Here is a 13,088-nt window from a genome sequence, read left to right on the forward strand (position 1 = left end):
GGTCCGAACACGCACATCATCGGTCGAGACCGTCGACGAAGCCGGCCTTGCCGAGCAGCCGAGCGTCTCGAACGGCCTGTTCGGCCGCCTGCTCCGCCCGCCGGGCGTCCTCGTACCAGTCGGCCAGCAGACGGTTCTGCAGCTCGAACATTTCCTTCTCTTCGTCCGGCTCGGCGTGGTCGTAGCCGAGCAGGTGCAGCACGCCGTGCACGGTCAGCAGCGCGAGCTCGTGTTCGAGCGAATGTCCTGCTGCCGCGGCCTGATCCGCCGCGAAGGACGGGCACAGCACGATGTCTCCGAGCATCGCCGGTCCGGGCTCGGGAGCATCGGGACGACCGCCCGGTTCGAGCTCGTCCATAGGAAACGACATCACGTCGGTGGGGCCGGGCAGATCCATCCAGCGCATGTGCAGATCTGCCATGGTTGCCGAATCCACCAGCACCATGGACAGTTCCGCAGCGGGGTGCACGTCCATGCCGGCGATCGCGAACCGTGCGACCGAGACCAGTTCGGGCTCGGAGATGTCCATCCCCGACTCGTTGGACACTTCGATACTCATCTAGCCACTACCCACGCTCTCGTTGCCTGCATTACCGTTTCCGTACGCCTGAATCATCTTCTCGCCGAACGCGGCCCACCGGCACGGCGTTGCGCGCGGTTCGCGATGACGCCTTCCGATGCGGACTCGAAGCGCTCGTAGGCGTCGACGATTTCCGAGACGAGCCGGTGACGCACCACGTCACTACTGGTCAGTTGCGCGAAGTGGATGTCGTCCACGTCGGTGAGAATCTCCGACGCCGCACGAAGGCCCGACCGGGCACCGCCGGGTAGGTCGACCTGCGTCACGTCTCCGGTGACGACGATCTTCGATCCGAAACCGAGACGCGTGAGGAACATCTTCATCTGTTCGGCCGTGGTGTTCTGCGCCTCGTCGAGAATGATGAACGCGTCGTTGAGAGTACGGCCACGCATGTAGGCGAGCGGCGCGACCTCGATGACGCCGGCCTGCATCAGCTTGGGAATGGCCTCGTCGTCCATCATGTCGTGCAAGGCGTCGTGCAGTGGACGCAGATACGGGTCGATCTTCTCGTGCAAGGTTCCGGGCAGAAAGCCCAGACGCTCACCTGCCTCCACCGCAGGCCGCGTCAGGATGATGCGGCTGACCTGCTTGGTCTGCAATGCCTGCACTGCCTTGGCCATGGCCAGGTAGGTCTTGCCCGTTCCGGCAGGACCGATTCCGAACACGATCGTGTTGGCATCGATCGCGTCGACGTAGCGCTTCTGGTTCAAGGTCTTGGGCCGAATGGTCTTGCCTCGACGCGACAGAATGTCCAGGCTCAGCACCTCGGCGGGAGAATCCGACACCCCCTCGGTGAGCATGGCGATCGACCGGCGCACTGCATCGGGAGTCAGTGGCTGAGCACGTTTGGCCAATGCCGCCAATTCGGTGATCACCCGCTCGGCCAACGCCACATCGGGCACCTTCCCGGTGAGCGTCACGGCGTTTCCTCGTACGTGGATGTCGGCCGTCAGCATCTGCTCGAGCGCCCGGAGGTTCTCGTCGGACTGTCCCAGCAGCGGCATCACTGCTTCGGGGGCGAGCTCCAAGGTGGACCGAACGTCGCGCTCGGCGGGAAATTCGCTGTGTTCACTCACGTGGTGGCTATGGCCTGCTCTCTTGTTTCGACCGGTGACGCTGATGTTTTCGAACGCGTCCGTCAGGTCGCGCTCGGACCAAGTTTAACGCCGCAGGATCGATGCGCATTCCTATTACCCACGGCGCTCGCCCAGGACGGCCTCGAGCGAGAGCGCCCAGCACCGCGAATCCGGGTTCAGGAAGGCGAAGTGGTCCTCGCCCGGCACGATCGCCGGCTCCGCGTCGTCGCCCGCGGCTCGTGCGGCCTCGACGTACCTCGAGCTCTGCGAAGCCGGGACCTGAAGGTCATCGGATCCGTGCAGACAGATCGTCGGGATGCCGATGGGTAGTCGGGCCAGAGGTGAGGCCGACCGGTACAGCTCGGGCTCGTCTTCGTAGCGGGCCTGCAGCAGGGCCTCGACCGCCGGATTGGTACGTACCGACGCCCCGCGCGGCTCCAGATCGAGGACACCCGCCTGCGAGACGATGCGCGACGGCCGGACCGTCGTGTCGGTTTCGCCGCCGAGCCACACTGCCAGGTGGCCGCCCGCCGAGTGCCCGATGACGCGGACATCGTCGACACCGACCGGGGCGTGGTGCTGTACCACCCCGGCCACGGCGTCGAGTGCGGCGCGCACGTCGGCTTGCATCTCCGGCCAGTGCCCGCCCGCACCGACGCGTCGGTACTCGATGTTCCAGGCCACCGCACCGGCTCCGGCAACAGCTCGGGCGAACTGGGTGCCCAGATTCGACGCGTACTGCCCACTCCAGAAGCCACCGTGCACGATCACGACCACCGGTGTCGCGGGTGTGACCGGCGCGGACGGCAGATAGAGGTGACCGAACTGTTCCGGATGCTCGCCGTACGCGATCTTGATGCGAACGCTCATGCGTTCGGGAAATCGGGCGGAAGTTGCGCCCACCGCGTCGTCAGAACGCCCAGGGCTCCCAACGCAACAGCTCCGGCCGTCGAGGTTCGCAGCACCGTCGGCCCCAGCACCACCGGGGTCGCGCCCGCCTCGGTCAGAGCCGCGATCTCTCTGTCGTCGAGGCCACCCTCGGGTCCGACGACGATCGCGACCTCGGGCACCGAATCGAACGGCAGGTCGCGAAATGCCGAGGTGGCCGCTTCGTGCAGCACGGCGACGATGCCGCCGCCCGCCACGATCCGGTTCACGAGGGCGTACACCGAGCGTGAATCGTGCAACTCGGAGACCTCGGGGATGTATGCGCGACGCGATTGCTTGGCCGCCTCGGCGGCGGTGCTGCGCCAGCGCGCGACCCCCTTGGTCGCCTTGGGCCCTTCCCAGCGAGCGACGCATCGCGCCGACTGCCACGGCACCACGGCGTCGATCCCGGCCTCGGTGGCCAGCTCGATCGCCAGTTCGGAGCGGTCCGCCTTCGGCAACGCCTGAACCAGCGTCACCGTGGGAGTGGCTCGCGGCATGTCCGTGCGCGACTGCACCGTCAGTTCGAGTCGGTTCTTCTCGGCACCGACGACGACCGTGTCGGCCAGTCCGCCGACACCGTCACTGAGCAGCAGCCGCTCGCCGACTCGGATCCGCCGCACGGTCGCGGCGTGATGACCTTCTTTGCCGTCGAGCACGGCGAGCTCTCCCACGGCCGGCAGCGGCGTGAGATAGAAGACCGTGGGGGCCATGAATCAGCGCCCGCTGAAGGCTTCCCGCAACCGCGAGAACAGGCCACCGCTGTGCGCCGAACCGGTGGTGACGACCTCCGCCGAATCGCGGTCGCGCATGGTCTTGAGCTGTTCGAGCAGGTGGGTCTGCTTGCTGTCCAGCTTGGTCGGCACGATGACCTCGAGGTGGGCGTGCAGGTCACCGCGGATACCGGAACGGAGCTTGGGCATCCCGTGCCCGCGCAGCACCGTCGTCGAGTTCGGTTGTGTCCCTTGCTCGATCGAGATCTCGGTCGGGCCGTCGATGATGGCGTCGACCGTCACCGACGTACCGAGTGCCGCGTCGACCATCGGGACGCGAACGGTGCAGTGCAGATCGTCGCCGTCACGGACGAACACCTCGTGCTGCTGCTCCACGATTTCCACGTAGAGATCGCCTGCGGGGCCGCCACCCGGCCCGACCTCGCCCTGCGAGGCCAACCTGATGCGCATGCCGTTGCTGACGCCGACCGGGACCTTCACCGAGATGTCCCGACGCGAACGCACCCGGCCGTCGCCGCCGCACTTGCGGCAGGGGTCCGGGATGGTCTCGCCCGCACCGCGGCAGGTGGGGCACGGACGGCTGGTCATGACCTGGCCGAGGAACGAGCGCTGCACCGACTGCACTTCGCCGGCACCGCCACAGGTCTCGCACCGAACGGGCTTGGAATCGCCGTTGGTGCCCGAGCCGGTGCACAGGTCGCACAGGATCGCCGTGTCGACGGTGATGTGTTTGGTGACGCCGGTGGCGCATTCGTCGAGGGTGAGTTTGGTTCGCAGCAGCGAATCGGCTCCGGGTTGTACGCGTCCCTTGGGTCCGCGCTGTCCACCGCCTGCGCCACCGCCGAAGAACGCTTCGAAGACGTCGCCGAGGCCGCCGCCGAATCCGGCACCGCCGAATCCGCCGCCACCACCGCCGCCGCCTTGCTGCAAAGGATCGCCGCCGAGGTCGACGATCCGACGCTTCTCCGGATCGGAGAGCACCTCGTATGCGGTGGAAATGTCCTTGAACCGGGCCTGTGCGGCCTCGTCCGGGTTCACGTCCGGGTGCAACTCTCGCGCCAATTTGCGGTAAGCGCGTTTGATCTCCTGGTCCGTCGCCTGCTGGCCGACGCCCAAAGTCCCGTAATAATCCCGTGCCACGTCGTCTCTTTCGTCCTAGAAGATGAATCTCGTTCGTTGATGCTGTGTCGCGGCCGCTGTGCCCCCGCGGCCGACGATGGGTCGTCGGCTCGTGTCAGCGCTCGGCAAGGACCTCGCCGATGTACCTGGCAACCGCCGCGACCGACGCGATTGTTCCTGGATAGTCCATTCGGGTGGGGCCGAGAACGCCCATCCCTCCCAGGACCATGCCAGCAGAGCCGTATCCAGTGGAAATCACCGATGTTCCGCGCATCTCCTCGACCTGCGTCTCCTCGCCGATACGCACGGTGACGGTGCGGGTGTCCTGCGTCACGGCGAGCAGCTTGAGTACCACCACTTGCTCTTCCAGCGCTTCGAGTACCGCTCGGAGCGATCCCGGAAACCCTGCGTCGCCCGCGAAGTCCGCAGCGTTGCGCGTCAGATTGGCCGTTCCGCCGAGAACCAGCCGCTCCTCGGGATGTTCGACGAGCGATTCCACCAGCACCGTGGCCGAACGAATCATCGCGTCACGCAGGGCGGGAGGTGCATTTTCGGCCAGCTCGGCCACGGCTGCGGACGCCGCCGCCAGCCGCTTGCCTTCCAGTGCGCCGCCGAGCAACCGCCGCAACTGGGCCAAGTTCTCGTCGTCGATGACGTCGCCGAGTTCGACGATGCGTTGATCGACCCGGCCGGAGTCGGTGATGAGCACCAACAGCAGTCGAGCCGGTGTGAGGGCGACGACCTCCAGATGTCGAACCGAGGACGCCGACAGCGTCGGGTACTGAACCACGGCTACCTGCCGGGTCAGCTGAGCGAGCAGTCGAACACCGCGGCGCAGCACATCGTCCAGGTCGACGCCGTTCTCGAGAAACTCCAGGATGGCGCGACGCTCGGCCGCTGACAACGGTTTGACGTCGGCGATCCGGTCCACGAACTGGCGGTAGCCCTTGTCGGTCGGCACCCGCCCGGAGCTGGTGTGCGGTTGGGCGATGTAGCCCTCTGCCTCGAGGACAGCCATGTCGTTGCGCACGGTCGCACTCGACACACCCAAGTTGTGACGCTCGACAAGAGCACGCGATCCGACGGGCTCCTGAGTGGACACGTAGTCCGCCACGATCGCTCGCAGAACCTCGAACCGCCTGTCGTCGGTGCTCGACATCGGTGCCCACCTCCGTTCTCGTTGCCAATCGTCGCTCGAGTCTAGTAGCCGAGGAACGCATGCTCGTGCAAGGCCTTACTGTGGTCCGAGTGGAAACTGTCTTTCGATTCGGTCCAGCGGTTCGAGGCTCGCGATGATCTTCAAGGGTGTACGAGACGGAAAGCCCTACCCGGAGCACGGCCTGTCCATCAGGGACTGGTCGAGAATTCCTCCACGCCAACTGCGTTTGGACGAGATCGTCACCACCACCAAGGTGCTCGAACTCGACCGGTTGTTGTCCGAGGACTCCACCTTCTACGGCGACCTGTTCCCCCATGCTGTGCAGTTCCGAGGCGTCATCTACCTCGAGGACGGCCTGCACCGCGCTGTCCGGGCGGCGCTGCGCAGTCGAACGGTGTTGCACGCCAGAGTGTTCGACTACGACGCCCTGGGAGCCTGAGGGTTCGAAGGCCCGAGAACACTGCAGCCTGAAACAGATCGCTCAGGCCGCGGCGATGGTGCGCACCACGGCGTCGGCGAGCAACCGGCCGCGGTCGGTCAGCACGAGGTGATCGCCTCGCTGCACCATCAACCCGTCCGCCACGGTCTGCTCGGCGGCTGCGAGCTCGGTCGGCCCCAGCAGACTCATCGGCACTCCTGAGCGCAGACGCACGGTCAGCATCAGTTCTTCGAGATGACGGTCCTGCGCGGTGAGCAGCTCACTGCCCTGCACCGGCAGATCGCCCGCGGCGAGCCGATCGGCGTAGGTGGCCGGGTGTTTGACGTTCCAGAATCGCGTGCCGCCGATGTGGCTGTGCGCTCCCGGCCCGGCACCCCACCAATCGCCGCCGTCCCAGTAGCCGATGTTGTGCCGGCAACGCGCATCGGAATCGGCGGCCCAGTTCGATACCTCGTACCAGGACAGGCCTACTGCGTTCATGGCCGTGTCGATGCGCTCGTATCGGCTCGCCAACACGTCGTCGTCGGGTGCGGGCAACTCACCTCGGCGCACCTTTCGCGCCATGGCGGTGCCGTCCTCGACGATCAGTGCGTACGCGGAGACATGGTCGACACCCGCGTCGAGCACCGCAGCGAGGGACTGGTCGAGATCGCTGTCTCGCTCGCCCGGCGTTCCGTAGATGAGGTCGAGGTTCACGTGCTCGAAGCCGGCTGCGGACGCTTCCTTCGCTGCGGCCACCGCTCGCCCCGGAGTGTGGGTGCGATCCAGAACCGCCAGAACGTGCGGCGCCGCGGACTGCATGCCCAAAGACACCCGCGTGAACCCGGCGTCGCGCAGCCGGTCGAAGAATGCAGGCGACGTCGATTCCGGGTTCGACTCCGTGGTCACTTCCGCCCCGTCGGACAGCCCGAAGCTCGACCGGACCGCGCCCAATACGTCCGCGAGGCCGTCGCCCCCGAGCAACGACGGCGTCCCACCTCCGACGAAGACTGTGTCGGCCGTCGGTACTCGACCCGCGCCCGTTCCGATCAGGTTCGCCGCAGCGTCGAGTTCTCTGCGCAGGCCCTCCAACCAGGACTGCGGCGATGCCGATGTGCCCAGCTCCCCGGCCGTGTACGTATTGAAGTCGCAGTACCCGCATCGCGTGGCGCAGAAGGGCACATGCACGTAGATCCCGAACGCACGTTCCCCCACTCCGTCGAATGCGCCGGACGGCAGCTCGAAGACTGAGGAGGTATCGACGACGGTATTCACGGACTCCAGTGTCCCAGAGTTCACCGGCGGCCCGATCCACGCGCCGCCCAGGGCGCTGTGCACGCACGACTCGCACCCTGCCAGCCTATTTACCGGAATTTCGGGGTAAATAGGCCGCCGCGGTCGGCACCCGGTCGATGACGTGGCACAATGGCACCCGTGACCGACTCAGGAATTCGACTCGTGGCGCGCCGCCACGTCGATCTCGGCCGCGTCTGCAGCGCGTCGTGTCGACACACGACCGGCTGCTGACCCAGCCCTCCTTGGAGCACGTCCATTCGATCCACCGGTTCCGCACCATCTCGTGAGCGCTCTTCTGCGCAACGATCGGAGCCGGCCCGCACCGAAGATGCAGGAGCATTGCATGTCGTCGACCAGCGACGCGACCACCGACGCTGCCTCCGCCACACCGCGAGAGCGAGCGCCGCGGCCGACCAAGCGTCGCGCCGAAGGCCAGTGGGCTCTGGGCTATCGAGAGCCGCTCAACGCCAACGAGCAGTCCAAGAAGGACGACAACCCGCTCAACGTGCGCGCCCGCATCGAGAACATCTACTCGAAGCAGGGTTTCGACAGCATCGACAAGGGCGATCTGCGCGGCCGGTTCCGCTGGTGGGGTCTCTACACCCAGCGTGAACAGGGCTACGACGGCACCTTCACCGGTGACGACAACATCGACCTGCTCGAGGCGAAGTACTTCATGATGCGCATCCGGTGCGATGCCGGTGCATTGAATCTGGAGCAGCTGCGCACTCTGGCTCAGATCTCGAAGGAGTTCGGCCGCGACACCGCGGACCTCTCCGATCGCGAGAACGTCCAGTTCCACTGGATCGAGGTCGAGAACGTCCCCGAGATCTGGCGTCGAATCGAGGCAGTCGGCCTGAAGACGACCGAGGCATGCGGAGACTGCCCGCGTGTGGTGCTCGGTTCCCCACTCGCGGGCGAAGCGGTCGACGAGATTCTGGACCCGACGTCAGCCATCGACGAGATCGTCGAGCGGTACATCGGCAAGCCCGAGTACTCGAACCTGCCACGCAAGTTCAAGACCGCAATCTCGGGTCTGCAGGACGTAGTGCACGAGATCAACGACGTCGCCTTCATCGGCGTGAACCACCCCGAGTACGGACCAGGACTCGACCTGTGGGTCGGCGGCGGCCTGTCCACCAACCCGATGCTCGCACAGCGCGTCGGAGTCTGGGTTCCGCTCGCGGACGTTCCCGATGTGTGGGAAGGCGTCGTCTCGATCTTCCGTGACTACGGCTACCGCCGGCTTCGCACCAAGGCGCGCCTGAAGTTCCTCATCAAGGACTGGGGCATCGAGAAGTTCCGCCAGGTCCTCGAGGACGAGTACCTGCACCGCAAGCTCATCGACGGACCGGCTCCCGAGAAGCCCGCTCGGCCCCGTGATCATGTCGGGATCCAGAAGCTCAAGAACGGGCTCAACGCCGTCGGTGTCGCGCCCATCGCGGGTCGCGTGTCCGGCACCATCCTCGCGGCCGTCGCCGACGCCGCCGAGAAGGCCGGGTCGGATCGCGTCCGATTCACGCCGTATCAGAAGCTGATCGTCCTCGATGTTCCGGACGAGACGCTCGAGCAGCTGATCTCGGACCTCGATGCGCTGGGCCTCCCTGCCCGGCCCTCGCACTGGCGCAAGAATCTGATGGCGTGCAGTGGCATCGAGTTCTGCAAGCTCTCGTTCGCCGAAACCCGCAAGCGCTCACAGGTTCTCGTCCCCGAGCTCGAAGAGCGCTTGTCCGACATCAACAGTCGACTCGACGTTCCGATCACGATCAACATCAACGGTTGCCCCAACTCGTGCGCGCGGTCGCAGATCGCCGACATCGGGTTCAAGGGACAGTTGGTCGACGACGGGGACGGGAATCAGATCGAGGGTTTCCAGGTTCACCTCGGAGGCAGCCTCGGCCTGGACAGTGCGTTCGGCCGAAAGTTGCGTCAGCACAAGGTCAACAGCTCCGAGCTGGGAGATTACATCGACAGAGTGGTGCGCAATTTCGACAAGCACCGCGAAGACGGCGAACGGTTCGCTCAATGGGCCGTGCGAGCAGACGAGGCGGATTTGCGATGAGTACCAGACTGAATTTGACGGTCGACCAACTGAAGGACATCGCCGAGCGCGGTGCCCGCGAACTCGACGGCGCAAGCCCGCTCGAGTTGTTGCAATGGACCGAGGACACCTTCGGTAGCGATTTCATCGTCGCCTCCAACATGCAGGACGGGGTTCTCGTTCACCTCGCCGCACAGGTTCACCCCGGAGTGGACGTCCTGTTCCTCGACACCGGCTACCACTTTGCCGAGACCATCGGAACGCGCGATGCCGTCGAGGCCGTCTACGGCGTGCACGTCGTCAACGCCCGCGCCGAGAAGACTGTCGCAGAACAGGATGCGAGCGACGGCAAGGACCTGTTCGCCCGCGAACCGAACCGCTGCTGCGCGATGCGCAAAGTGGCGCCGCTGAAGAAGGAACTGGCGAACTACAGCGCGTGGGTCACCGGCATCCGGCGAGTCGAGGCCCCGACGCGCGCCAACGCTCCGTTGATCTCGTTCGACGACGCGTTCGGCCTGGTGAAGATCAACCCGATCGCACCGTGGTCGGACGAGGAGATGCAGGCCTACATCGACGAACATTCGATCCTGGTCAACCCTCTCGTCGACGAGGGATATCCGTCCATCGGGTGCGCACCGTGCACCGTCAAACCTGCCCCCGGAGCCGACCCGCGCAGCGGTCGTTGGGCCGGCAAGGCCAAGACCGAATGTGGGTTGCACGCCTCATGACACTCGACCTCACGACGGCGACCGTCGGACGCACCCATCTCGATGCAGATCGGTTCGACACCCTCGACGCACTCGAATCCGAAGCCATCCACATCTTCCGAGAGGTGGCCGGCGAATTCGAGCGCCCCGTCATCCTGTTCTCGGGCGGCAAGGACTCCACCGTTCTGCTGCACCTGGCCATCAAGGCGTTCTGGCCCGCTCCCCTGCCGTTCGCACTGCTGCACGTCGACACCGGGCACAACCTGCAGGAGGTGCTGGATTTCCGCGACCACGTGGTTGCGAAGTACAACCTGCGCCTGCACGTGGCCAGCGTCGAGGAGTACCTCGCCGACGGACGTCTCACCGAGCGCCCCGACGGCATCCGCAACCCTCTGCAGACCGTTCCTCTCCTCGACGCGATCTCCGAGAACCGGTTCGACGCCGTGTTCGGCGGTGCCCGACGCGACGAGGAACGCGCCCGCGCCAAAGAGCGAATCTTCTCGCTGCGCAACGCATTCGGGCAGTGGGAGCCGAAGAAGCAGCGTCCGGAACTGTGGAACCTGTACAACGGCAAGCACTCCCCCGGCGAGCAGGTGCGCGTGTTCCCGCTCAGCAACTTCACCGAACTCGACATCTGGCGCTACATCGCTCGCGACGACGTGGAGTTGGCCAGCATCTACTACGCCCACCAGCGCCCGGTGTATCAGCGCGACGGCATGTGGATGACGCCGGGCGTCTGGGGCGGACCGGCCGAAGGTGAAGAGTTGCAGACACTGTCGGTGCGCTACCGCACTGTCGGCGACGGATCCACCACCGGTGCCGTCCTGTCCGAGGCTGCCGACAATCAAGCGATCCTCGCCGAGGTCGCGGCGTCCAGGCTGACCGAACGCGGAGCCACTCGCGGCGACGACCGCGTGTCCGAGGCTGCCATGGAAGATCGCAAACGAGAAGGATACTTCTGATGAGCAGCACCAGCACGGGTACGCAACTCCTTCGCCTCGCTACCGCAGGCAGCGTCGACGACGGCAAGTCCACTCTTGTCGGACGCCTGTTGTACGATACCAAATCCGTTCTCGCAGACCAGATCGATGCCGTCACGCGCGCGTCCGTGGACAAGGGTCTGGCCACACCGGACCTGTCCCTCCTCGTCGACGGCCTACGCGCGGAACGCGAACAGGGCATCACCATCGATGTCGCCTATCGTTACTTCGCGACGCCGCACCGCTCGTTCGTGCTGGCCGATACCCCCGGGCACGTTCAGTACACCCGCAATACCGTCTCCGGTGCGTCGACTGCTCAGCTGGTCATCCTGCTCGTCGATGCCCGTAAAGGCGTGATCACCCAGACCCGCAGGCACGCAGCCGTTCTGGCTCTGCTGGGTGTTCCGCGACTGGTGCTCGCCGTCAACAAGATCGATCTGGTCGAGGACCCTGCGACCGTCTTCGCCGAGATCTCGGCAGAGTTCAATTCGCTGACTTCCTCGCTCGGCTGGTCCACCGAGGACGTCATCGAAATTCCGGTGTCCGCGCTGCACGGCGACAACGTCGCGGTCAAGTCCGACAAGACCCCGTACTACGACGGGCCCACCCTCATCGAGCACCTCGAGTCGGTCCCGGTGGACGCCGAACCTCACCGGGTCGGTCTGCGATTCCCCGTGCAGTACGTGATCCGGCCGCGCACAGCGGAATTCCCGGACTACCGCGGATATGCCGGCCAGGTCGCAGCGGGCTCCGTCGACGTCGGCGACGAGGTCGTCATCCTGCCCTCGGGCACCCGAACGACAGTGGAGCGCATCGACACCGCGGACGGCGAGCTGCGTACCGCGCATGCCGGCCGTAGCGTCACCCTCGTCCTCGCCGACGATGTCGACGTCTCGCGCGGCGACACCATCGCCTCCCCGCAGGACGCACCGGAACCGATCGGCGACTTCGAGGCCACGGTGTGCTGGCTGGCCGAGAAGCCGCTTCGCCCGGGCGCTCGTCTGCTGCTCAAGCACGGCACTCGTACCACCCAGGCCATCGTCGGGGCGCTCGTCGAGCGATTCGACGAGCAGGACCTCACTGCGCACGAGGGCCCGGAATCGTTGGAACTCAACGAGATCGGACGCATTTCTGTTCGCGTTGCCGAGCCGATCGTGGCCGACGACTACGCCGTCAACAGGCACACCGGCAGCTTCTTGCTGATCGATCCGGCCGGTGGCAACACACTGGCAGCCGGTCTGGTGGGCAACGCACTGGCCGCCGTCGAGCTGGGGTCGGCAGTTCCGGCGTGACGGCTCTGCTCGCGGTAGCGCACGGCAGCCGCGATCCCCGCTCGAGCGAGACGATCCACCGCGCCGTCGACGTCCTGCGTCGACGGCGTCCGGATCTCGATGTGCGCGTCGCGTTTCTCGACCTGAGTGAGCCCAGCGTCGAGCAGGTACTCGACGATTTGGCCGATGCAGGACATGCCCGCATCGTCGCGGTTCCACTGTTGTTGGGCAAAGCTTTTCACGCGAAAGTGGACCTGCCCGCGCTGTTGGGTGCAGCACGGGTCCGGCATCCGCGCGTATCGATCGGTCAGTCCGAGGTGCTGGGCGACGACCCACTTCTCGTCGACGCCGTTCGGGATCGTGTTGTCGACGCCGGTGCGGTGCTCGGCGATTCGACAGTCGGAGTCGCCTTGGCTGCCGTCGGATCGAGCGATTCCTCGGCGAACGACCGTAGCCGTGGAGTGGCGAACGAAGTGGTGTCCGGCACCGGCTGGGCGGGAGTTGTCACCTGTTTCGCCACGTCCGTCGATCCGTCTCCACTGGATGCGGTCGCGCAGTTGCACGCGCTGGGAGCCACCCGGATCGTGGTGGCTCCCTGGTTCCTGGCACCCGGGAGGCTCACCGACCGCATCTCACAGGTGCTGGACGGCGTCCCGAACGTGACGTACGCCGATGTCCTGGGCCCTCATCCGGCAGTGGCCGAGCTCGCCTCCAGGCGGTACGACGCAGCTCTCGCGCACGATCGCTCGATCGCATAGCACGAACAGCCCTGCTCGTCCG

Annotated in this window: 13 protein-coding genes; 6 read left to right on the top strand and 7 right to left on the bottom strand. The window is 65.9% G+C overall.

All coding sequences use genetic code 11. The features are described 5' to 3' along the window. Positions 1-16: 16 nt before the first annotated feature. The 6 genes from ybeY to hrcA all read right to left on the bottom strand — a co-directional run bounded on the left by ybeY (position 17) and on the right by hrcA (position 5,595). Positions 17-559, bottom strand: coding sequence for an rRNA maturation RNase YbeY (ybeY, locus tag K414_RS0119685; protein ID WP_027497497.1), 543 nt, complete (start codon positions 557-559; stop codon positions 17-19). Positions 560-612: 53 nt separating this feature from the next. Beyond that, a complete protein-coding gene (locus tag K414_RS0119690) occupies positions 613-1,656 on the bottom strand; it encodes a PhoH family protein (RefSeq protein WP_027497498.1) in 1,044 nt (347 codons plus the stop codon). Positions 1,657-1,770: 114 nt separating this feature from the next. Further along, positions 1,771-2,526 carry a prolyl oligopeptidase family serine peptidase gene (locus K414_RS0119695; protein ID WP_027497499.1) on the bottom strand — a complete coding sequence of 252 codons (756 nt, stop codon included), beginning with the start codon at positions 2,524-2,526 and terminating at the stop codon, positions 1,771-1,773. Further along, the gene (locus tag K414_RS0119700; protein ID WP_027497500.1) at positions 2,523-3,296 is read right to left on the bottom strand and encodes a 16S rRNA (uracil(1498)-N(3))-methyltransferase; all 774 of its coding nucleotides are present in this window, start codon (positions 3,294-3,296) and stop codon (positions 2,523-2,525) included. The genes K414_RS0119695 and K414_RS0119700 overlap by 4 nt, the downstream gene beginning before the upstream one ends. A gap of 3 nt (positions 3,297-3,299) precedes the next feature. After that, entirely contained in the window at positions 3,300-4,457 is a 1,158-nt protein-coding gene (gene dnaJ / locus K414_RS0119705; protein WP_027497501.1) for a molecular chaperone DnaJ, read from the bottom strand. Positions 4,458-4,551: 94 nt separating this feature from the next. Next, positions 4,552-5,595 (bottom strand): heat-inducible transcriptional repressor HrcA, encoded by a 1,044-nt coding sequence (hrcA, locus tag K414_RS0119710; protein WP_027497502.1) that lies wholly within the window; start codon positions 5,593-5,595, stop codon positions 4,552-4,554. Positions 5,596-5,728: 133 nt separating this feature from the next. On the opposite strand from hrcA, the gene K414_RS0119715 reads away from it, so the two are divergent. Further along, positions 5,729-6,034, top strand: coding sequence for a type II toxin-antitoxin system VapB family antitoxin (locus K414_RS0119715; RefSeq protein WP_027497503.1), 306 nt, complete (start codon positions 5,729-5,731; stop codon positions 6,032-6,034). A 42-nt stretch (positions 6,035-6,076) separates the two neighbouring features. Here the strand turns inward: K414_RS0119715 and hemW are convergent, their stop codons facing one another. Then, complete coding sequence (gene hemW, locus K414_RS0119720; RefSeq protein ID WP_027497504.1) at positions 6,077-7,288, bottom strand: radical SAM family heme chaperone HemW; 1,212 nt, start codon at positions 7,286-7,288, stop codon at positions 6,077-6,079. A 364-nt stretch (positions 7,289-7,652) separates the two neighbouring features. Here hemW and K414_RS0119730 point away from each other — a divergent pair, with 364 nt between their 5' ends. Genes K414_RS0119730 through K414_RS0119750 form a run of 5 tightly spaced genes read left to right on the top strand, consistent with a single transcriptional unit; the run spans position 7,653 to position 13,066 of the window. Continuing rightward, positions 7,653-9,371: a nitrite/sulfite reductase gene (locus K414_RS0119730; protein ID WP_027497505.1), complete on the top strand. Its 1,719-nt coding sequence runs from the start codon at positions 7,653-7,655 to the stop codon at positions 9,369-9,371. Beyond that, positions 9,368-10,078 carry a phosphoadenylyl-sulfate reductase gene (locus K414_RS0119735; RefSeq protein WP_027497506.1) on the top strand — a complete coding sequence of 237 codons (711 nt, stop codon included), beginning with the start codon at positions 9,368-9,370 and terminating at the stop codon, positions 10,076-10,078. Before K414_RS0119730 ends, K414_RS0119735 begins: the two co-directional genes overlap by 4 nt. Next, positions 10,075-11,019: a sulfate adenylyltransferase subunit CysD gene (cysD, locus tag K414_RS0119740; protein WP_027497507.1), complete on the top strand. Its 945-nt coding sequence runs from the start codon at positions 10,075-10,077 to the stop codon at positions 11,017-11,019. The genes K414_RS0119735 and cysD overlap by 4 nt, the downstream gene beginning before the upstream one ends. Continuing rightward, positions 11,019-12,329, top strand: coding sequence for a GTP-binding protein (locus tag K414_RS0119745; RefSeq protein ID WP_027497508.1), 1,311 nt, complete (start codon positions 11,019-11,021; stop codon positions 12,327-12,329). Before cysD ends, K414_RS0119745 begins: the two co-directional genes overlap by 1 nt. Further along, a complete protein-coding gene (locus K414_RS0119750; RefSeq protein WP_027497509.1) occupies positions 12,326-13,066 on the top strand; it encodes a sirohydrochlorin chelatase in 741 nt (246 codons plus the stop codon). The genes K414_RS0119745 and K414_RS0119750 overlap by 4 nt, the downstream gene beginning before the upstream one ends. Positions 13,067-13,088 lie beyond the last annotated feature (22 nt).

The organism is Rhodococcus sp. JG-3, from assembly GCF_000482405.1.
Taxonomy (GTDB): Bacteria; Actinomycetota; Actinomycetes; order Mycobacteriales; family Mycobacteriaceae; genus Rhodococcoides; species Rhodococcoides fascians.